Here is a 19,294-nt window from a genome sequence, read left to right as displayed (position 1 = left end):
GGAGCCATGCATGACCAAACAACAACTCATTGCCATCCTTTCCGAAAAAACCGGCAGCAGCAAAGTCGATGTACTGCGTTTCATGGACGCGCTGGAACAGACCATCCGCGAAGAACTGGTGAATGGCGGCGAACTGACCCTGGCCAGCACCGGCAAGTTCAAGGTGAAAGATACTGCGGCGCGCAATGGCCGCAACCCCAAGACCGGCGAGACCGTGCTGATTCCGGCCAAGCGCAAGGTGGTCTTTACCCCGATCAAGGCATTGAAGGACGCAGTGGCCAACTGACACTGCCCGATTTTCCCGCAACTGCGGGATGGATTATCCAGGGACGCTGCGGCGTCCTTTTTTTATGCCTTCAGAATAAGTTTGCCAATGACTGGACTGTGCCGGAAATCTGTCCAATAAATAAAGAGCTGTAAGGCAAACTTGTCAACGACTGGCAGTTTTGCAATCCCTGGGATGAGTTTGGCGGCTTGCCTGCCAGTTAATGCCCGTTGATGACAGTATTCTTGAGGTTTTATTTTAAAATGCCCAATGAATTTGTAATGGTATTGACGAGCTTGGGTGAAGGTCGGAATATGGCGGCCTGCCTGTTGATTGTTTAATGTCTGCAAAAGCGCAACAGGCGGCAGTGTGCGGTTTTAAGCAATTATAAAAATAGGATCCTCCATGCGTACTCTACGTTCCAGAATGCTGGTGTTTGTATTGATGATGCTGGTGGCCATCTCGCTGCTGTTTTGCGGCGTGGCTTACTGGAAGATGAAGGAGGCCTTGCTGTCTTCCATCAGCGATCAAATCAGTCAGACCGCCAACAATAAAGTCAGCTTTATCACCGAATGGGTATCCACCCGCCAGAACATTGTCAGCTCGGCACTGCTGCACTTCACTGAAGGGGACATGAAGCCCATCCTCGACCAGTCGCAAGTGGCCGGCAAGCTGGATGACATGTATGTGGGTGAGCCCAGCAAGAAAATGACCCAGTTCACCGGGTCCACTCCGGTACCGCCGGGCTACGACCCGACCGGCCGTCCGTGGTATCTGGCAGCCAGCAACTCGCAGGATGCCATTGCCACGGCACCGTACATCGATGCTGCCACCAAGAAACCCATCATCACCTTTGCCAAGGCGCTGCGTAATAACGGCCAGCTGGTGGCGGTGGCCGGTGGCGATGTATCGCTGCAGCGCGTGGCCGAGGAAGTGGTGTCGTCCAAGCTGCCGGGTGACGGCTTTGCCTTCCTGATTACCGCAGACGGTTCGGTGATTGCCCATCCAGTCAAGGATTCCGGCATGAAGAAAATCGGCGAAGTGATGCCCGGTTTTGATATGAACGGCATCAGCAAGGACGGTACCCTGCAAACGGTGAACATCAACGGCGAAGCCAGCATGACTGCGCTCTACCCGGTGGGCAAGACCGGCTGGCTGCTGGGTGTGGTGGTGCCGGTGGCTGCAGCCACGGTATCGGTCACCCATCTGATCGAGCTGATGATCGGCCTGTTGCTGGCCGGTGTGGTGGTGGTGGCACTGCTGGCCACTGTCGGCGTGTCCCGCATGTTGTCCGGCCTGACCGAGCTGCGCGATGCCATGCGCAATGTTGCCAGCGGCGATGGCGACCTCACCCTGCATCTGCCGGTGCACTCGCAGGATGAAGTGGGCCAGATTGCCGAGGCTTTCAACGCCTTCGTGCACAAGCTGCACGGCATGTTCGTGTCGGTTCGCAACGACGCCGAAGCCCTGGCACGCGACACGGCAGCCCTGCATCAGGCGGCCGAGAGCATTGCCTCCGATTCGCGTGTGCAGTCCAACGAGCTGTCCGCCACGGCGGCCACCATCGAGCAGATTACGGTCAGCATCAATCATATTGCCGACAATGCCGGTGAGACCGAAGTGCTGGTGGCCAGCACCCGCGAGAACTCGGAAGAGTCCTACCAGGCCATGGAGAAAGTGGCCAGCGAGGTGCAGTCCATCGTGCAGACCGTGGATGCCTTGCAAAACGCCATGGGCGACCTGTCTTCGCACTCCGAGCAGATTCGCGGCATCGTGGCGGTGATCCGTGACATTGCCGACCAGACCAACCTGCTGGCGCTGAATGCAGCCATCGAGGCGGCACGGGCCGGTGAACAGGGTCGCGGCTTTGCCGTGGTGGCGGATGAGGTACGCAAGCTGGCCGAGCGTACGGCTTCGGCCACGGTGGAAATCGCGCAGATGATCAATAGCGTGATGAGTCAGACCGAAGTGGCCATCGGCCATACCAGCAAGACCAACGAGCGGGTGGCCACCGGGGTGGCGCTGTCGCGTGAAGCGGCAGACAAGGTGGGCAAGATCAAGGCCAGCACCCACGATATCGCGGGGCGCATGTCGGAAATCACCAGCTCGACCAAGGAGCAGAGCACGGCTACCACCGTCATGGCGCAAAGTGCCGAACGCATCAATGCCAAGGCGCTGGAAAGCGATGAAAACGTGCAGCGCATTCTCAGCATCATCCAGGATCTGTCCCGCCGTGGCGGCGACCTGCGTGCGCTGGTGTCGCAGTTCAAGCTGTAAGCGATGGACAGTGTGGTTTGCTGTTGAACAAAACCCCCGCCACGGCGGGGGTTTTGCTTGCCGGCCTGCCTGGCATGACTCGGTAGTCATGTCCTTTTGCTGGTCACCCTTGATACCCGCTCGCCAGCTGCGGGAGCGGGCCGCCGCACCAGCGCAGTGACTGACGAAAAGTACAGTGTTTTGCTCGGAACTTTCAGCTTGCGACAAGGAAGTGTCAGCTGTCCGCCGCAGGAGGGAATGGCCAAGATAGCTGTCAGGGTGTGCTGAAGCTGTCTGACAATCTGTCTGGAGGTGTCGCGATGAAAGCCTATTTGCTGACTGTGGTGGAGCGGGATGGTCGTCGTTATACGCTGTGTGCGCTGGCTGGCAGTTGCGGCGAGGCCTGTCTTAATGTGCTGGAAATGCTGGGGCGGGTGGCCGGCATTAGCGGGAGGCGCATCAAGTGAGGGCCAGACTCTATCACTGGCTGGGTGGCGTCCTGCTGTCCAGCCTGTTCATCGCCGCCCTGGCACTGGCTCAGGCGCTGGAGTAGCCGGCCGGGCGGCCATGGCCGCGATGTTTATTCTTTGGTTGCGGCTGCGGCGGCACGCAGCTTGTCTTTCTTGCTCATGCGCTTGCCCTTGATGCCGCCATTGCTGTCGGGGTCGTGCCGGGCGGCGGGGCTGTTGTCCAGGGGCAGGCTTGGTGCAAAGCCCTCAATCGGCTCGCGTGGCAGCTGTTGCTGCTGACGCTTTTCGATCAGGCGGAAATGAGCAGCGTTGTCCGCAGAAACAAAGCTGATGGCAACACCGCTGGCGCCGGCACGGCCGGTGCGACCGATGCGGTGGGTGTAGTCGACTGCCGAGCGCGGCAGATCGTAATTCACCACCACCGGCAAGCCGGCAATGTCGATGCCGCGGGCGGCCAGGTCGGTGGCAATCAGCACTTGCAGCTGGCCGTTCTTGAGGTCGGCCAGTACCTGCCCGCGCTGGCTCTGGCTGCACTCGCCATGCAAGGCCGCGGCCTTGATGCCGGCGCGCTGCAATTTGCCGGCCACGCGCTCGGCACTGTGGCGGCTGGCCACAAACACCAGTACCCGTTCCCAGTTTTCACTTTGCAGCAAATGACGCAGCAGCATGGTGCGCCGCTCGGCATCCACCTCGATGGCGCGTTGCCGGATGTCGGGTGCGCTGGTTTGGCTGAAGGGGATGTCTATGCGCTGCGGCTGTTTGAGCAAGGCTTCGGCCAGCTGGCGTACGACCGGCGGGAAGGTGGCGGAGAACAGCAGGTTTTGCCGGTACGGTGGCAGCACCGCCAGCAACTGCTTGATTTCCTCAGCAAAGCCCAGGTCGAGCAGGCGGTCGGCCTCATCCAGCACCAGGGTTTGCACGGCAGACAGGCGCAGCGCATTGTGCTGCAGCAAATCCAGCAGCCGTCCCGGCGTGGCCACCACAATGTCGGCCCCGCCGCGCAAGGCCATCATCTGCGGATTGATCGACACCCCGCCATACACCACGGCCACCTTGATGGCCTGCGGCAGCTTGGCAGCCAGTGCGCGCAAGGTGGCGCCCACCTGTACCGCCAGTTCACGCGTGGGCAGCAGGATCAGGCTTTGCGTCTGGCGCGGTGAACCATGCTGGCCGGCCAGCCATTGCTGCAGCATGGGCAGGCAATAGGCAGCGGTTTTGCCAGAGCCGGTCTGGGCGGTGGCCAGCAGGTCGTGGCCTTGCAGAATGGCCGGAATGGCCGCTTGCTGGATGGCGGTAGGCGCGGCATAGCCTTGTGCGCTGGCAGAGGCGGCGAGGGCGGGCTGCAGGCCCAGGGAGGTGAATGGCATGTGTCGATGAAGCCCGGCAGAGGGTTGGGCGGCACCGCCGCCAGAGGCGCAGCAGTATCGTCCCGGCGGACGGCAGGGTCAAGGCTGCTGTCGATCGCTGCGGCGGGGCGGGGCAATTGCGAGTAAGATCGGGGCTTGCCACCAAGTAAAGCAATCTGCACATGCAAACAGAAGTCAAAGAGAAGCCCAGATACGCCATTGTGGCGTCAGTCCAGCTGCCGGATGTCAGCGATGTCGAATTCGAGGCCTCGCTCACCGAACTGAGCGAGCTGGCCAAGACCCTGGGTTTCCAGGTGGTGCATACCTTTGTTCAAAAGCGTAACAGCTTCGACCGCACCGCCTACCTGGGCGTTGGCAAGCTGGAAGAAATCCACATGTATGTCAATCGCGGCCTGCGCGCTGACGAACTGGAACAGGCACCGCCACAGCTGGACCCTTCCGCCATCGAGATCGACGTCTTGCTGGTGGATCATGAAATTTCCCCCTCGCAGGCACGCAATCTGGAACTGGCCGTAGGCTGCGAGGTGATGGACCGCACCATGGTCATCCTGGAGATTTTCCACCGCAATGCCCGCTCGCGTGCGGCCAAGGCGCAGGTGGAAATCGCCCGGCTGGGTTATATGGCGCCACGTCTGCGCGAAGCGGCCAAGCTGGCCGGGCCGCAAGGCCGTCAGCGTAGCGGCATGGGCGGACGCGGTGCCGGCGAATCGCATACCGAGCTGGACCGGCGCAAGGTACGCGACCGCATTGCCGAGCTGCAACGCGAAATCCTCGCCATGGAGCTGGAACGCAAGACCCAGCGCGCGCGCCGGCTGGAACGGCAGGGCCAGGGCCTGGCCGGGGTGTCGCTGGTGGGTTATACCAATGCCGGCAAATCCACGCTGATGCGGGCGCTGACCGGCAGCGAGGTGCTGGTGGCCAACAAGCTGTTTGCCACGCTGGACACCACGGTGCGCGCCATTTACCCGGAAAGCGTGCCGCGGGTGCTGGTAAGCGACACCGTCGGTTTTATCAAGAACCTGCCACACGGCCTGGTGGCCTCGTTCAAGTCCACGCTGGAAGAGGCGCTGGATGCGGCGCTGTTGCTGCATGTGATCGACGCCAGCGATCCGGGCTTTGAGCGCCAGCTGGAAGTGACCGACATGGTATTGCAGGAAATCGGTGCCGATGAAGTGCCGCGTATCCGCGTGTTCAACAAGATCGACCATGTCGGTGACGAAGCGGCCGCAGCCGCCTGGACCGCCGAGCTGCAACAGCGCTATCCCGGTTGCGTGGTGATGAGTGCGCGCCGGCCGGCCGACGTGGCGGCCTTGCGTGAGCGCATCGTGTCCTTCTTCCAGCAGGATCTGGTGGAAGATGAAGTGCTGCTGCCGTGGTCGGCCCAGCAATTGCGTGGCGAGCTGTTCAGCCAGTGCCAGGTACTGGAAGAGCGCGCAGAGGAAGAGGGCAGCTGGTTCCGCATACGGGGTGAGCCAGCGCAGTTGCGCCGGCTGCACGAGCAGCTGAATCCCGGCTCGCAAGGCCGGGAAAAGGAATACTGGGAAGTCTGACCCCCGGCCCGTCGTTGCATGAAAAACGCCATCCAGTCCGGATGGCGTTTTTCATGTACTCACGGCAGATTCCTGATCTGCAGCCGGCTTAGCCCGGCACCCCCAGGATCACGCTGGACGCCTTGAAGATGGCGCAAGCCGGGCTGCCCACTTGTAGCCCCAGCTGGCTGGCGCTGCCATTGGTGATGATGGCGGCGATGCTGCTGCCGGGGGCCAGTTCGATCACCACCTCGGTATTCACCGCGCCAGGCTGCAGCCGGCTGACCGTGCCGTGCAGCTGGTTGCGTGCCGACAGCCGCATGCCATCCTGGCCGCTGCCGACGATGACCGACGAAGCCTTGATCAGGGCAAAGGCGGTGGTGCCCGGAGCCAGCCCCAGGTTCTCGCTACTGTCATGGGTGACCACGGCCACCAGCCGTAACCCGTCGGCCACTTCCAGCTCGACTTCGTCATTGACCGCGCCGGTACGGATGGCCACCACCTTGCCCAGAAACTGGTTGCGTGCACTGGTTTTCATGCTCATGCCTTTCAATAGCAGCAGATCGTCGGCCATGTTGCCGGCCTGACGCTGCAGATTACGCAGAAACTGCTGATGTTCCTGCGCGATGATCTGGTAATTGGCTACCAGTTGCCGGCCACGCGCCGTCAGCCGGGTGCCGCCGCCGCCCTTGCCACCGGACAGGCGCTCCACCAGCGGTTCGCCGGCCAGATTGTTCATGTGGTCGATGGCATCCCAGGCCGCCTTGTAACTGATGCCGGTGGTGCGGGCGGCCTGGCTGATGGAGCCGCAGACATCAATTTGCGCCAGTAGGGCCAGATGTTGCGGGCTGCCAAACTTCTCGCCGGCCATGCTCAGCCACAGTGCGCCTTGCAGGGTGATGTCCTGTGGCTTCATGTCTGCTGCTCCGGCAGGGCGGGCAGGCAGGCTGCGTGTTCGTGGCAGCGCCCGCACTCCGGTGGCTTGAGCCCGGCCTGGCCCAGAAGCTCTCCCAGTTCGGCATACAAAAACCGCTTCCACTTGATGTCAGCCTGGTTGCGCGCATACAGCGGATACAGGTAGTACTGCAGCAGCTGGCTTACCTCATGCCGGCCGGACAAGCCCATGTCCTGCCACAGGTGACGGCTGCCCAGGCTGGCCACGGCCACCACATGGGCCAGCCAGCTGCCATGCAGCGGGTTCTCCGCTGCCGAACGGTTGGCCAGCAGCATGTCCAGCAGTGCGCTGTGCAATGCTGGCTGCCGCGACAGCAGTTGCTGGTATTGCGCGTCGCTCAGCGCTTCCAGCTGGCCCAGTTCTGGCGCGCAGGCGGCCAGCACCTCCAGCAAGGCTGGCTGTGACAGGCCCAGCGTCCAGGCATAAAGCGGCAGTTCGCCATCCTGCGCATTGCGCAGCACGCCGAGCACGGCACGAGACAGCAGGCGGAAGGCTTGCTGCTGCTGGAAGTCATTCATGGACAATCTCCGTCAGGCCGGCGGGCGGCTCCACCAGCCGGCCATCCTGCAGATAAAGGGTTTGCTGGCCAAAGGCGCGCACGTCGGCGGCATCGTGGGTGATCAGCAGCATGGGAATGGACAGGCGTTGCAGCAGGTCGGCCAGCTCGCCACGCAATTGCTGGCGCAGGGCCGGGTCCAGTGCCGAGAACGGCTCGTCCAGCAGCAGGGCGCGTGGCTCGGCCACCAGTGCGCGCGCCAGCGCGGTGCGCTGACGCTGGCCGCCAGACAGCGTGGCCGGCAGTTGATCGGCCAGCGCTTGCAGGCCGAAAGCCTCCAGCCAGTAATCGACCGCGGCCAGCTGGCGACGGCGTCCGGGATTGAGCCAGCCGCGTTGCAAACCAAAACCAATGTTCTGGCGCACGCTCAGGTGCGGAAACAGCGCGTAATCCTGAAACAGATAGCCCAGCTGTCTTTGTTGCGGGCTCAGACAGATGCCTTGCGTGCTCTCGTACAGGCAGCGGCCATCCAGCCGGATATGGCCGGCATCCGGCCGGTGCAGGCCGGCAATGGCCTTGAGCAGCAGGCTTTTGCCGGCACCGGACGGCCCGTAAACCACCAGCTGCTGGCAACTGCTTTGCAATGCGATGTCCAGCGAGAAGCTGTGCTGACCACTGTGCAGGGTGTGGCGGATGGCCAGATCGAAGCGGGGTGTTGTCATGTCAGCGCTCCGCCACCCGGCCCGGCGCCAGCTTGCCGGCCAGCAACAGCACCAGAACGCAGACCAGCGAGGTGACCAGCACCAGCCGGTTGGCACTGTCGTCCTGTCCGGCCTGCACCGCTTCGTAAATGGCCACCGACAGGGTTTGTGTCTTGCCGGGAATGCTGCCCGCCACCATCAGCGTGGCACCGAATTCGCCCAGCGCGCGGGCAAAGGCCAGCAGCAGGCCGGCCAGAATGCCGCGCCACGCCAAGGGCAGGGTGATGCGAAAGAAGATGCCGATTTCAGAAATGCCTAGCACGCGGCCGGCCTGCTCCAGCTGGCCGTCCACCGCTTCAAATGCCGCGCGGGCTGGTTTGTATACCAGGGGAAAAGCCACCAGCGCGGCGGCAATCACCGCGCCTTGCCAGGTAAAGATCAGGTTGATGCCAAACTGCGCCTGCAGCCAGCCGCCCAAGGGGCCGCGCCGGCCCAACAAGGTCAGCAGGTAATAGCCCAGCACGGTGGGCGGCATCACCATGGGCAGGGTCAGCACGGTGTCCAGCAGATTGCGGCCAGGAAAGCGCCCGCGTGCCAGCAGCAGGCCCACGCCCACCCCCAACAGCAGATTAAGCAGGGTGGCGCAGCCGGCTACCCGTAGCGACAGGCCCAGTGCGGTCCAGGCCGGGTCAGTCATCCAGTCAGCCATGGTCAGGGCTTGTGGAAACCGTAGCGGCTCAGCACGGCTTGTGCCGCCGGCGACAGCAGATAATTGACAAAGCGTTGTGCCTCGGTGGCATTGGCTGCCGTGGCGGTACGGGCCACCGGGTAGCTGATGGTTTCATCCAGCGGCACGCTGAAAGCCACTTTCACCTTGTCCGGCATGATGGCGGCGTCGGTCTGATAGACAAAACCGGCTTCCACCTCGCCACGGGCCACGTAGTCCAGTGACTGGCGCACGTTCTGGGTATTGATGGCCTTGGCTGCTACCGCAGGCCACAGATGGGCGTTTTCCAGTGCGCGTTTGGCGTAACGGCCCACCGGTACGCTGGCCGGCACGCCCAGTGCCACATGCTTGATCCCGGCTTGCTGCAAATCGGCCAGCTGTTGCAGCTTCAACTGGCTGTCCGCCGGCACAATCACCACCAGTGCATTGCGGGCAAAGTCCTTGCGGTCCCCACTATTCACCAGCTTTTGCTTGACCGCGCTGTCCATGGTTTCCTGGTCGGCCGAGGCAAACACATCCACCGGGGCGCCCTTGGCCATTTGCTGCAGCAGTGCGCCGGAAGCGGCAAAATTGAAGTTGACCTTGCTGCCCGGGTTTTTCGCTTCAAAGCCCTGGGCAATCTCCTTGAAGGCATTGGTCAGGCTGGCGGCGGCGGAGACGGTGATTTCACCAGCCAGGGTATGGCCTGCCAGCAGCATGCTGCACAGGGAAAGGGCAATCAGCCTTGCTTTCATTACGGGCTCCGGTTTGCGAATGAATGCGTAATATACCCGGATATATAACGCTAAGGAATAATCCTGATGGGGAATGGGCAAGCGGCTGGATTTGACTGCATGGCGGATTGCCGGGCGGGCGATCGACAGCGGCGAAACAAGTGGCGTAATGCTCCGAGACGCTGGCGGCGACTGTATCAGGGGGTGGCGCTGCATTGCGCTGCGGGTGCGCCCTGCCACAGCGCAAACCGGCTGTGCCAGCGATACACAACGACCACTAGCGCAGCAGCGGGCTGCCTAGAATGGTGGGCAGCAAGACAGACAACACCTGTCGTGTCAGCCCATTACCGGAGCAATCGCCATGTACTTTACCCATGCCATCACCCGCCTGCCTGCCGACACCGTTGCCGCCGGACTGACCACCGCCAGCCTTGGTGCGCCGGATGCCGCGCTCACCCGCCAGCAGTTTCGTGAATACATCGACATCCTGCTGCAACTTGGCCTGACCGTCACCACGCTGCCGGCCTTGCCGGATTTCCCCGATGCGCATTTTGTCGAGGACGTGGCGGTGATGATGCCGGAGCTGGCCATCATCACCCATCCGGGTGCGGCGGCGCGACGAGGCGAGGTGCACAGCATTGCGCCATTGGTGTCACGTTTTCGCCATGCGCTATGGCTGGGTGAGGGCGAGCACATGGATGGCGGCGATGTGCTGATGGTGGACAAGCGTTTCTTTATCGGCCTGTCCAGCCGCACCAATGAAGCCGGTATCAGCCGCTTTGCCCGCGAGGTGGAAAAATTCGGCTATAGCGTGCAGGCAGTGCCGGTGGCCTCCGGCCTGCATCTGAAATCGGTGGTGAATTATGTCGGGCGCAATACCGTGCTGCTGTCGGCCAGCGCGGCCGATGAGCCGGCCTTCCGTGATTTTCGCCATATCGTGCTGGACCCGGCCGAGGAATACGCCGGCAATACCCTGTGGATCAACAACACCCTGATTACTCCCAGCGGCTATCCGCATACCTTGCGCCAGCTACAGCAGCTGGACCTGCCCATCATCCAGACTGATACCAGTGAAATCCGCAAGATGGACGGCGGGCTCACCTGCCTGTCCTTGCGCTTCTGACGGTGAAGCTAGTCCGCGCTGCGACCATCGCGCTTGATGGTTTGCAGCTCGGTAGTGGTCAGGATTTTCTCGATACGAAACGCCGTGCTGGCCAGCCAGGCGTCGGCCAGCTGGCGGTATTCGTCAATATGCTGACAGGCAATGCGCAGCAAAAAATCCACCGTGCCGCTTACCATCCAGCCATCCTGCACTTGCGGGGTGCGCTGGATTTCGGCAATGAAGGCTTGCTGGGATACCAGATGGTCGGCCAGCGTCACCTGCGCCAGAATCACCAGTGGCGGTGTGCTGCGCGGCAGGTCGACAATGGCGCTGTAGCCCTTGATGATGCCGGCCTTCTCCAGACGGCGCACCCGCTCCAGACAAGGACGCGGGGTCAGGTTTACCTGCTCGGACAGGCGCTGGAAGGGCAGGCGGCCATCGCGTTGCAGGATGTTGAGGATTTGCAGATCGATACGATCCAGGCCGTTCTTGTCTGTCATGGTTAAGCCAGGCTTCAGGGGGCGGTGATACAAGAGCGCATTGCAGCGCTGCCAGTGTCGGCTTGTCAAGAATAATGCCGACGGCAAAAATTCCTTGTGCATCGCAGCAGGCGGGGATAGGATCGTCTCTGCCCCTCATGGGCAACGTCGCTCGGACGGTTCCGGGCGCTTACGTGAAAGGCTCACATGGCTTCCTCTGCAGGCAAGCGCCGCTTTGCGCGCATCGATCGTCTCCCTCCCTACGTATTCAATATCACCGCCGAACTGAAACTGGCTGCCAGACAGCGCGGCGAGGACATCATCGACCTGAGCATGGGCAACCCCGATGGTGCCACCCCGCCGCATATCGTGGCCAAGCTCAACGAAGTGTCGCAACGCCCGGATACCCACGGTTATTCCGCCTCCAAGGGCATTCCGCGTCTGCGTCGCGCCATTTCGCGCTGGTACAAGGACCGCTACCAAGTCGACATCGATCCCAATAGCGAGGCGATTGTCACCATCGGTTCCAAGGAGGGGCTGGCCCACCTGATGCTGGCCACGCTGGATGGCGGCGATACCGTGCTGGTGCCGGACCCGAGTTATCCGATTCACATCTACGGCGCGGTAATTGCCGGGGCGCAAATCCGTTCGGTGCCGCTGGTGCCGGGCATCGACTTTTTTGCCGAGCTGGAAAAAGCCATCCGCGGCAGCTACCCCAAGCCCAAGATGATGGTGCTGGGTTTTCCGTCGAATCCCACTGCGCAGTGCGTGGAGCTGGATTTCTTCGAAAAAGTGATCGCCCTGGCCAAAAAGCACGACATTTTCGTGGTGCACGACCTGGCCTATGCCGACATTGTGTTCGATGGCTGGAAAGCACCGTCCATCATGCAGGTGCCGGGGGCCAAGGATATCGCCGTCGAATTCTTTACCCTGAGCAAGAGCTATAACATGGCCGGCTGGCGCATCGGTTTCATGGTGGGCAACCCGGACCTGGTGGCGGCGCTGGCGCGCATGAAGAGTTACCACGACTACGGCACTTTCACGCCGCTGCAAGTGGCCGCCATTGCCGCGCTGGAAGGCGACCAGCAATGCGTGCGTGAGATTGCCGAAAAATACCAGCAGCGGCGCGACGTGCTGGTGAAGGGGCTGAATGAAATCGGCTGGGAAGTGGAATGCCCCAAGGCCTCCATGTATATCTGGGCGCGCATTCCGGAACAATGGCGGCAGCTGGGCTCGCTGGAGTTCGCCCGGCTGATGCTGGAAAAGGCCAAGGTGTGCGTGTCACCGGGTATTGGTTTTGGTGACCAGGGTGATGAGTACGTGCGCTTTGCGCTGATCGAGAACGAAGCGCGTATCCGGCAGGCCCTGCGTGGCATCAAGGCCATGTTCAAGGATGCACAGGCCGGCGCCTGAACATCCAGCAAGGACCAAGCTGGCCGGCACTGCCGGCCAGCTTTTTTTTGCGCGATATTCCAAGCCGCAACAGTCCTCTGGTCAACATCGCGGCCACTCAGGGCTGCGCCGCTTTGTCCTGTTGACGGAACAGCGTCCATTCCTCGACTACCCGGCCATCTGTCAGCTGGCACAGGGAATATTCATTGCCGGCATTGTCTTTTTGCGGCAGCAAGCGGCCACCCTGTTTGATGCAATACAGCGCGGCCGGATTGGCCATGCCCGCCATGGCTGGCGGCGGCGTGGTCGGTGGCCGGGCACAGGCGGCCAGCAACAGGCCGAGCAAGGCGAAAGCAGGGGTGTGCAGGCGCGGGATGGCGGACATGCGGCTCTCCGGGGGTGTTTCAGGGAATGCCGCCAGTATAGCGGTGCTACGGCCAAGCCGGCGGTGGCGAGGGCGTGACTGGATGGCGAGCGGCTTGTGCTGCTCATGCGGCCTGGGTGTCGTGACAGCAGCTGTCTGGCCGGATTGACCGGATATGATAAAGCGATAATCAATTCATGCGCTTATTCATTAAACATTTTTTCTGTTTTAAGCCATGACTTTCTTTATTTGCCGCTGATTTATTGCTTATTTTCTGGACGAAAACACCCGGATGGCATGATACTGGAGGGGTGCATGAGCCTCTGCCTGGCGCAGTAGGCGGCAGTATTCACCGAATGATCGTAGAACCAAGCAGGAAAAATAGTTGGACGCCAAAATACCCAATATCGAGGCAATGCTGGAACTGGCATTTCAATTGGTGCTGTGCCAGTTGGAGGCAGATGTCTTTCGTGCCAAGCAGGACATCCGCGAAATGGTCATACCCCTCAAGATATTGCTGTTGAAAGATATCGAAGAAGAAGATACCCAACCCTGCACGCTGGATGATTTCTGAAGCAGCGTGACCATACTGCGCCTGCTTGCTGCAGGCGTATCCTGCCGCGTCATTCCCCCCGTTCCAGCCAGTCCGGCTGTCTCTGGCAAATCACCGAGTCTGTTCCTGCACGCTTGCCCTGAGGCAAGGCCATCCGCGCTGGTATTGCCGCCCGCCATTCATGCCTGTGCCGTGCTTCCTGTTCTCCATTACCGTCACGATCACTGCGCACATGGTCTGCCATCGCCAGTTGCAGCGTTGGCGGCCCGCTACCAAAAAAACAGCCTCCTGGGAGGAGGCTGGTGCAGGCCAGAACTGGGTGGCTGCGCAAACGGAGGGTAAAACTTCAGGCGGCCTGGGTACGGCTGCGCCAGCAGTGGCGTACCTCCTGCCGGTACAGGGCCAGTGTCGCCAGCAGACCGCAGGCTGCGGCCAGCATCATCCAGTAAGCCGGTGCCGCCTTGTCGCCGCTGGCATCGATCAATGCCGTGCTGATCAGCGGAGTGAAGCCGCCAAAAATCGCGGTGGCCAGGCTGTAGGCCAGTGAAAAGCCCACGGTACGCACATGTGCCGGCATGATTTCGGTAAGGGCCACCACGGTGGCGCCGTTATAGCTGGCATACAGGAAGGACAACCACAGTTCCACGGTCAGCATGCGGGCGAAGCTGGGGCTGGCCACCAGCCAGCTCAGGGCAGGGTAGGCGCTGAGCATGGTCAGTGCGCTGAAGCCCAGCATCAGCGGCCAGCGGCCGATGCGGTCGGACAGGCTCGCCATGATGGGCAGCCAGATGAAATTGGACAGCCCGACAAAGAAGGTCACCAGCAGGCTTTCGTTTTCAGTCAGCTTCAGCACGCTTTTGCCAAAGGTGGGGGTGTACACGGTAATCAGATAGAAGGACACCGTGGTCATCACCACCAGCAGCATGCCGGCTGCAATCAGCCGCCAGTTGTCGGCAATCGAGCGCAATATCTGGGCAAAGCTGGGATGCTGTTTGTGTGCCAGAAAGGCCTCGGTTTCCTGCAGCGAGCGGCGAATCATGAACAGGAAGGGAATGATCAGGCAGCCGATGAAAAACGGAATGCGCCATCCCCATTGGTCGATTTGCTGGGCTGGCAGCAGCTTGTGCAAGCCATAGCCCAGCACCGCAGCAAACATGATGGCCACTTGCTGGCTGGCCGATTGCCAGCTGACAAAAAAGCCCTTGCGTCCCGGCGTGGCCATCTCTGCCAGATAGACCGACACCCCGCCCAGCTCCACGCCGGCGGAAAAACCCTGCAGCAAGCGGCCGATCAGCACCAGCACCGGGGCCAGCAGGCCGATGGTGGCATAGCCGGGGACAAAGGCGATCAGTGCCGTGCCGCAGGCCATGATGGCCAGGGTCAGGATCAGGCCCTTGCGCCGGCCAATGCGGTCGATATAGCTGCCGAGGATGATGGCACCGACCGGACGGGCCAGGAAGCCCGCACCAAAGGTGGCAAATGCCAGAATCAGCGAGGCATACAGATTGCCTGACGGGAAAAAGGTCTTGGCAATGTAGGTGGCGTAAAAGCCGTACAGAAAGAAATCGAACATTTCCAGAAAGTTGCCGCTGGTGACGCGCAGCACCATGGACAGGCTGGATTGTTGGCGGGTGTGCTGCATGATCAGCCTCCTTGTTGTGCGGTGGTGGCGGTCGGGCTCAGCCCGGTCTGGCGTATGCTTTCGGCCGCCTGCGGCGATGCCAGAAAGCGGATGAACTGGCGGGCCAGGCTGGCGTGGCGGCTGTCTTGCACGGCGGCGGCGGAGTAGTCGGTGACCAGCTGCGCCTGTTCAGGCAGCAAGCCGACAATGTCGATGCCGCGCACCGGAATCAGCTCGCTCAGTTGCTGAAAACCCAGCTGGGCCTCGCCGCGCGCCACCACCATTCCCACCGGTTCGGCGGGAATCATGCGGCTGCGCGTCTTGATGGCCTCGGCCACACCCAGACGCTGGAACAGCACGGTCGACAGGAATACACCGCTGGCGCTGTCGGAATAGGCCAGCGACTTGCTGTCGAGCAGGGTTTGCCGCAGTGCCGGCAAGCTGCTGATATCGGGATGCGGGCTGCCGGCCGTGACCGCCAGCGCAATGCGCGAGCTGGCCAGCAGGGTGGCGCTGTCCGCTGCCAGCTGGCCGCTGGCAAGCAGTTTTCGCAGCGAGTTGCCCACCATCACCACCACATCGACCGGCTCGCCGCGTGCCAGGCGCTGGGGAATGGCCTGCGGGGTGTCGCCCATGGAGGGGCCCCAGTCCAGCAGCAGATGGTGACCGGTTTGCTGTTCGAAGCGGGGGGCCAGTGTTTTCAGCGCGGCGGCAAAGCCACCGGAACTGACCACGCGCAGCTCATCCGCAGCTGCCGTGCCACACAGGCCGCCCAGCAGCAGCAGGCTGATGGCGCAGCGGCGCCATCCCGTTGTCGGTGCATGCATTCGTCTCTCCTGTTGTTGTGTTTTATCGTTTGACGAATAATGCACGGGACGCATTAAATAGTTAATTGCAATTAATTCATGGATTAATAAATGGCGCGCATCAATTTCGAGCTCAATGAGTTGCAGGCCTTTATCGCGGTGGCGGATAAGTCCAGCTTCAAGGCCGCCGCCGAAGCGCTGTATCTGTCCCAGCCCGCCCTGAGCCGGCGCATCGACAGGCTGGAGCAGGCCCTGCAGGTACGGCTGCTGGAGCGCACCACGCGCAGCGTACGGCTGACCGGGGAGGGCGTGCATTTCCTGCAGCACGCCCAGGCGGTGGTGGAAGAGCTGGAGGCCGCCATGCACGGCCTGGGCCAGCGCCAGCAATTGCGCTGCGGCATGCTGACCATCGCCAGCATTCCATCGGTAGCCCAGCAATTGCTGCCGGAGGTGCTGGCCGCTTTTGCCCGTGCGCATCCGCAGCACCGCTTGCGGGTCCTGGATGAAAATGCGCAGGAGGTACTGGCCTGCGTGCTGGATGGCCGGGCCGATCTCGGCATCAACTTTGTCGGTGGGGAAGATCCGGGCATCGACTTCCTGCCCTTGCTGACCGAGCGCTACCTGCTGGTGGTGCGCCGCGATCATCCCCTGGCATCCCGCAGCCGTGTCCGCCTGCAGGAGCTGGCGGGCGAAAAGCTGGTTTCGGTCTCGCCGCACAGCAGCAACCGTCTGCTGCTGGATCATCAACTGGCCGCGCTGGCCGAGCGGCCGCAGATCTACTACGAGGCAAACCACCTGTCCGGGGTCTATGGCATGGTGCTGGCCGGCATGGGGCCGGTGATCGTGCCCGAGCTGAGCCTGACCCAGGCGCAAAGGCATATGCTGGTCGGCATTGAAATCAGCGAGCCGGCCTTGTCACGCACCCTGGGGCTGATCCAGCGCAAGGGCAGCCACAATTCCCCCCAGATGCGGCAACTGATCGACCAGCTGCGGCGGGCCTTTCAGCAAGGACAGCCACAAGGCGTGGCCGAATGATCGCTGACTTGTCCCTGGGGCGCTGATGCACTGATCTGCCCCGCTTGTTGCAGGTTTGCCGCCAGGCGGCAGGTCCGCACTTTGCAATAAAACACCGCCTTTCCATCATTCACTGCGCGATGGTTCATTGCGATTGCCGACGCTGGCAATCTTGTTGCTATCCGGCACAATTTTCTGCAATCGGCACAAAACGAGTGCTAATCATTTTCGATTGATAATTGTCAATTTTATTAAGAATTTACTGCATCGAAATAACATTTTCATATTATGATGCCACGGCAAAATTAGACCAATGTGCTAACACGCTTGCCGCCCGTCGTGCGGACCAGCATCCAGGCACACACACACATACCCTGGCCATCATCATGTCAAAACAATTCAACGCTTTTACCAGCAGGCTCAGCATTGCCGCCAAGCTCAACCTGGTGTTATCCCTGTTGTTGCTGGTGGTACTCGGACTGGCCGGCATCTGGCTGACCCACTGGCAAGGCCAGCGCATGGAGCAGCAACAGCAACAGGAAATGCGCCAGGCCAACCGCCAGGTCATCGACATGATGGATGCCTACGCGGCGCAGCTGGAACGCTCGGCCGCGCTGGCCGAATCCGCCTTGCGGGCCAGCCTGCCCGGACAGCCGGTACTGAGTGGCGAACGGATGGATACCGGCGGCAAAGCCTTGCCGGTGCTGCGCATGGGCGAGCATGTCATCAATAACAGCACGCTGGAGGTGGATCGCTTCACCCGCGCCACCGGCTCGCTGGCCACCATCTTCGTCAAGGATGGCAGCGAGTGGATTCGTGTTGCCACCTCGGTCAAGAAAGAAGACGGCAGCCGCGCCGTCGGCACCCCGCTGAGCCACGATTCGCCAGCCTATGCCAGCCTGAATGCCGGCCATGCCTATACCGGACCGGTACAGCTGTTTAGTCGCGATTTCATGACCTTGTATTCGCCGCTGCAGAACGAGGCCGGCCAGGTGGTGGGCGCCTTGTTTGTCGGTGAGGAGTTCACCGCCAGCCTGGCTGCGCTGCGCCAGAAAATCATGTCGGTGCGCTTTGGCGAATCCGGCTACATCTATGCTTTCGACGCCCGCAACGAACCGGGCCGCATGATGATTCACCCGCAGGCCCAGGGCAAGAATCTGCTGGACTTCAAGGACAAGGACGGCGTCGCCTTCAACCGCATCATGCTGGAACAGAAGCAGGGCGTGCTGCATTACCACTGGGCCAAGCCGGACAGCAACGAGCCGGTGCGTCCCAAGATCGCCGTATTCGACACCTTCGAGCGCTGGGGCTGGATTGTTGCCGCCAGCAGCTATGAAGACGAGTTTGCTGCCCAGTTGCAAGCCATGCGCTGGCGTCTGGCCGTCGGCATCATCGTGATGATCGGCCTGCTGCTGGCCGCCACCTTCTGGGCCAGCCGCCTGTGGGTGACCCGGCCGCTGGCCCAGGCGGTGGAGGTCATCCGTCGCGTGGCCGCTGGCGACCTGACCGTACGCATCCAGGCTGCGAGCCAGGACGAGGTGGGCGAATTGCTGCTGGCCGCGGATGCCATGAGCAGCCATCTGCGCGAGATGATTGCTGATGTCGAACGCAGCCTGGCCTCGCTGTCGGTACAGGCCAGATCGCTGGTCAGCATCTCCGAAGATGTTTCCACCGCCTCCGGTGAGCAGAATGCCGCGGCCAGCACCATGGCGGCCTGCGTGGAAGAAATGAGCAGCAGCATCAACCAGGTGGCGCGCCATGCCGATCTGGCCCGGCAAATGGCGGTCGATGCCAGCGTGCAGTCGCAATCCGGTGCGCAGGTGGTGGCACAGGCCACCAATACCATGGGGCAGATCGCCCTTGCGGTAAAACAGGCTGGCGGCACCGTGCGCCAGCTGGACGGCTTGTCCGAACGCATTGCCGAAGTGGTGACGGTGATTCGCGACATCGCCGACCAGACCAATCTGCTGGCACTGAATGCCGCCATCGAGGCGGCGCGGGCCGGCGAGGCCGGGCGCGGTTTTGCCGTGGTGGCCGACGAGGTGCGCAAGCTGGCCGAGCGGACCACCCAGTCCACACTGCAGATTACCGATACCGTGAGCAAGATTCAGGACGGTGCCCGCATGGCGGTGGAGCATATGGAAGCCGGCGCACAGCAGGTGGATGCCGGGGTCAGCAGTGCCAGCCAGGCGGCCAGCAGCCTGCAGGACATTCAGGCCGGCGCGGCACAGGTGGGGGATGCCGTCAGCGGCATTTCCGATGCACTGGGTGAGCAGGATGCCGCCAGCCGCGATATCGCGCTCAATGTGGAAAAAATCGCCCAGCAGGCCGATGGCAACCATGGCAAGGCCCGCGCTGCCGCCCAGGCCGCGGCCACCCTGGTGGGGCTGGCAGAAGCATTGCGCGCCAGCATCAGCCGTTTCAAGCTGTAGCACGGCCTGACCGTAAGCCGGGCGGATTGTTGCCGGCTAGGGTATTCTGGGC

Annotated in this window: 19 protein-coding genes; 9 read left to right on the top strand and 10 right to left on the bottom strand. The window is 61.9% G+C overall.

Annotated elements, in window-relative coordinates:
• The first annotated feature begins 10 nt into the window (after positions 1 to 10).
• The 3 genes from DFR38_RS01485 to DFR38_RS21170 all read left to right on the top strand — a co-directional run bounded on the left by DFR38_RS01485 (position 11) and on the right by DFR38_RS21170 (position 2,988).
• Entirely contained in the window at positions 11 to 286 is a 276-nt protein-coding gene (locus DFR38_RS01485) for an HU family DNA-binding protein (RefSeq protein WP_059286330.1), read from the top strand.
• 384 nt (positions 287 to 670) lie between these two features.
• Entirely contained in the window at positions 671 to 2,542 is a 1,872-nt protein-coding gene (locus DFR38_RS01480) for a methyl-accepting chemotaxis protein (protein WP_059286329.1), read from the top strand.
• 299 nt (positions 2,543 to 2,841) lie between these two features.
• Complete coding sequence (locus DFR38_RS21170) at positions 2,842 to 2,988, top strand: hypothetical protein (protein WP_158527672.1); 147 nt, start codon at positions 2,842 to 2,844, stop codon at positions 2,986 to 2,988.
• A 113-nt stretch (positions 2,989 to 3,101) separates the two neighbouring features.
• Here DFR38_RS21170 and DFR38_RS01475 read toward each other — a convergent pair whose 3' ends face one another.
• Positions 3,102 to 4,358, bottom strand: coding sequence for a DEAD/DEAH box helicase (locus DFR38_RS01475; RefSeq protein ID WP_193394287.1), 1,257 nt, complete (start codon positions 4,356 to 4,358; stop codon positions 3,102 to 3,104).
• Between the two features lie 161 nt (positions 4,359 to 4,519).
• Between DFR38_RS01475 and hflX the strand changes: the two genes are divergently transcribed.
• The gene (hflX, locus tag DFR38_RS01470; RefSeq protein WP_110312893.1) at positions 4,520 to 5,908 is read left to right on the top strand and encodes a GTPase HflX; all 1,389 of its coding nucleotides are present in this window, start codon (positions 4,520 to 4,522) and stop codon (positions 5,906 to 5,908) included.
• An 88-nt stretch (positions 5,909 to 5,996) separates the two neighbouring features.
• Here hflX and DFR38_RS01465 read toward each other — a convergent pair whose 3' ends face one another.
• Genes DFR38_RS01465 through modA form a run of 5 tightly spaced genes read right to left on the bottom strand, consistent with a single transcriptional unit; the run spans position 5,997 to position 9,500 of the window.
• Positions 5,997 to 6,803, bottom strand: coding sequence for a TOBE domain-containing protein (locus tag DFR38_RS01465; protein ID WP_110312892.1), 807 nt, complete (start codon positions 6,801 to 6,803; stop codon positions 5,997 to 5,999).
• Positions 6,800 to 7,360 (bottom strand): nitrogen fixation protein NifQ, encoded by a 561-nt coding sequence (locus DFR38_RS01460; RefSeq protein ID WP_110312891.1) that lies wholly within the window; start codon positions 7,358 to 7,360, stop codon positions 6,800 to 6,802. The genes DFR38_RS01465 and DFR38_RS01460 overlap by 4 nt, the downstream gene beginning before the upstream one ends.
• Positions 7,353 to 8,060 carry an ATP-binding cassette domain-containing protein gene (locus DFR38_RS01455; protein WP_110312890.1) on the bottom strand — a complete coding sequence of 236 codons (708 nt, stop codon included), beginning with the start codon at positions 8,058 to 8,060 and terminating at the stop codon, positions 7,353 to 7,355. Before DFR38_RS01455 ends, DFR38_RS01460 begins: the two co-directional genes overlap by 8 nt.
• Before the next feature lies 1 nt (position 8,061).
• Entirely contained in the window at positions 8,062 to 8,748 is a 687-nt protein-coding gene (gene modB / locus DFR38_RS01450) for a molybdate ABC transporter permease subunit (protein ID WP_199052747.1), read from the bottom strand.
• 2 nt (positions 8,749 to 8,750) lie between these two features.
• A complete protein-coding gene (modA, locus tag DFR38_RS01445; RefSeq protein ID WP_059286146.1) occupies positions 8,751 to 9,500 on the bottom strand; it encodes a molybdate ABC transporter substrate-binding protein in 750 nt (249 codons plus the stop codon).
• Positions 9,501 to 9,840: 340 nt separating this feature from the next.
• Here modA and DFR38_RS01440 point away from each other — a divergent pair, with 340 nt between their 5' ends.
• Positions 9,841 to 10,602, top strand: coding sequence for a dimethylarginine dimethylaminohydrolase family protein (locus tag DFR38_RS01440; RefSeq protein WP_059286145.1), 762 nt, complete (start codon positions 9,841 to 9,843; stop codon positions 10,600 to 10,602).
• Between the two features lie 8 nt (positions 10,603 to 10,610).
• On the opposite strand, the gene DFR38_RS01435 is transcribed toward DFR38_RS01440, so the two are convergent.
• A complete protein-coding gene (locus tag DFR38_RS01435) occupies positions 10,611 to 11,081 on the bottom strand; it encodes an Lrp/AsnC family transcriptional regulator (protein ID WP_059286144.1) in 471 nt (156 codons plus the stop codon).
• Positions 11,082 to 11,267: 186 nt separating this feature from the next.
• On the opposite strand from DFR38_RS01435, the gene alaC reads away from it, so the two are divergent.
• Positions 11,268 to 12,473: an alanine transaminase gene (gene alaC, locus DFR38_RS01430; protein WP_059286143.1), complete on the top strand. Its 1,206-nt coding sequence runs from the start codon at positions 11,268 to 11,270 to the stop codon at positions 12,471 to 12,473.
• Between the two features lie 97 nt (positions 12,474 to 12,570).
• Here alaC and DFR38_RS01425 read toward each other — a convergent pair whose 3' ends face one another.
• Complete coding sequence (locus DFR38_RS01425) at positions 12,571 to 12,837, bottom strand: putative hemolysin (RefSeq protein ID WP_059286142.1); 267 nt, start codon at positions 12,835 to 12,837, stop codon at positions 12,571 to 12,573.
• Positions 12,838 to 13,201: 364 nt separating this feature from the next.
• On the opposite strand from DFR38_RS01425, the gene DFR38_RS01420 reads away from it, so the two are divergent.
• Entirely contained in the window at positions 13,202 to 13,390 is a 189-nt protein-coding gene (locus DFR38_RS01420; protein ID WP_059286141.1) for a hypothetical protein, read from the top strand.
• Positions 13,391 to 13,715: 325 nt separating this feature from the next.
• On the opposite strand, the gene tcuC is transcribed toward DFR38_RS01420, so the two are convergent.
• Both tcuC and DFR38_RS01410 read right to left on the bottom strand, forming a co-directional pair.
• Positions 13,716 to 15,011 (bottom strand): MFS transporter, encoded by a 1,296-nt coding sequence (gene tcuC, locus DFR38_RS01415; RefSeq protein ID WP_110312889.1) that lies wholly within the window; start codon positions 15,009 to 15,011, stop codon positions 13,716 to 13,718.
• A 2-nt stretch (positions 15,012 to 15,013) separates the two neighbouring features.
• Positions 15,014 to 15,817 carry a substrate-binding domain-containing protein gene (locus DFR38_RS01410; protein ID WP_059286140.1) on the bottom strand — a complete coding sequence of 268 codons (804 nt, stop codon included), beginning with the start codon at positions 15,815 to 15,817 and terminating at the stop codon, positions 15,014 to 15,016.
• A 90-nt stretch (positions 15,818 to 15,907) separates the two neighbouring features.
• On the opposite strand from DFR38_RS01410, the gene DFR38_RS01405 reads away from it, so the two are divergent.
• Positions 15,908 to 16,831: a LysR family transcriptional regulator gene (locus DFR38_RS01405; RefSeq protein ID WP_059286139.1), complete on the top strand. Its 924-nt coding sequence runs from the start codon at positions 15,908 to 15,910 to the stop codon at positions 16,829 to 16,831.
• 365 nt (positions 16,832 to 17,196) lie between these two features.
• Positions 17,197 to 19,242 (top strand): methyl-accepting chemotaxis protein, encoded by a 2,046-nt coding sequence (locus tag DFR38_RS01400; protein ID WP_110312888.1) that lies wholly within the window; start codon positions 17,197 to 17,199, stop codon positions 19,240 to 19,242.
• Positions 19,243 to 19,294 lie beyond the last annotated feature (52 nt).

The sequence above is a fragment of the Aquitalea magnusonii genome (assembly GCF_003202035.1).
Taxonomy (GTDB): domain Bacteria; phylum Pseudomonadota; class Gammaproteobacteria; order Burkholderiales; family Chromobacteriaceae; genus Aquitalea; species Aquitalea magnusonii.
Note: the sequence above shows the minus strand (reverse complement) of the source record. Positions and strands in the feature narration are given on the sequence as shown.

Bases quoted from the DNA above. Each gene is read 5' to 3' on its own strand.
- DFR38_RS01485 (WP_059286330.1), top strand. From the start codon at position 11: ATGACCAAACAACAACTCATTGCCATCCTTTCCGAAAAAACCGGCAGC.
- DFR38_RS01480 (WP_059286329.1), top strand. From the start codon at position 671: ATGCGTACTCTACGTTCCAGAATGCTGGTGTTTGTATTGATGATGCTG.
- DFR38_RS21170 (WP_158527672.1), top strand. From the start codon at position 2,842: ATGAAAGCCTATTTGCTGACTGTGGTGGAGCGGGATGGTCGTCGTTAT.
- DFR38_RS01475 (WP_193394287.1), bottom strand. From the start codon at position 4,358: ATGCCATTCACCTCCCTGGGCCTGCAGCCCGCCCTCGCCGCCTCTGCC.
- hflX (WP_110312893.1), top strand. From the start codon at position 4,520: ATGCAAACAGAAGTCAAAGAGAAGCCCAGATACGCCATTGTGGCGTCA.
- DFR38_RS01465 (WP_110312892.1), bottom strand. From the start codon at position 6,803: ATGAAGCCACAGGACATCACCCTGCAAGGCGCACTGTGGCTGAGCATG.
- DFR38_RS01460 (WP_110312891.1), bottom strand. From the start codon at position 7,360: ATGAATGACTTCCAGCAGCAGCAAGCCTTCCGCCTGCTGTCTCGTGCC.
- DFR38_RS01455 (WP_110312890.1), bottom strand. From the start codon at position 8,060: ATGACAACACCCCGCTTCGATCTGGCCATCCGCCACACCCTGCACAGT.
- modB (WP_199052747.1), bottom strand. From the start codon at position 8,748: ATGGCTGACTGGATGACTGACCCGGCCTGGACCGCACTGGGCCTGTCG.
- modA (WP_059286146.1), bottom strand. From the start codon at position 9,500: ATGAAAGCAAGGCTGATTGCCCTTTCCCTGTGCAGCATGCTGCTGGCA.
- DFR38_RS01440 (WP_059286145.1), top strand. From the start codon at position 9,841: ATGTACTTTACCCATGCCATCACCCGCCTGCCTGCCGACACCGTTGCC.
- DFR38_RS01435 (WP_059286144.1), bottom strand. From the start codon at position 11,081: ATGACAGACAAGAACGGCCTGGATCGTATCGATCTGCAAATCCTCAAC.
- alaC (WP_059286143.1), top strand. From the start codon at position 11,268: ATGGCTTCCTCTGCAGGCAAGCGCCGCTTTGCGCGCATCGATCGTCTC.
- DFR38_RS01425 (WP_059286142.1), bottom strand. From the start codon at position 12,837: ATGTCCGCCATCCCGCGCCTGCACACCCCTGCTTTCGCCTTGCTCGGC.
- tcuC (WP_110312889.1), bottom strand. From the start codon at position 15,011: ATGCAGCACACCCGCCAACAATCCAGCCTGTCCATGGTGCTGCGCGTC.
- DFR38_RS01410 (WP_059286140.1), bottom strand. From the start codon at position 15,817: ATGCATGCACCGACAACGGGATGGCGCCGCTGCGCCATCAGCCTGCTG.
- DFR38_RS01405 (WP_059286139.1), top strand. From the start codon at position 15,908: ATGGCGCGCATCAATTTCGAGCTCAATGAGTTGCAGGCCTTTATCGCG.
- DFR38_RS01400 (WP_110312888.1), top strand. From the start codon at position 17,197: ATGTCAAAACAATTCAACGCTTTTACCAGCAGGCTCAGCATTGCCGCC.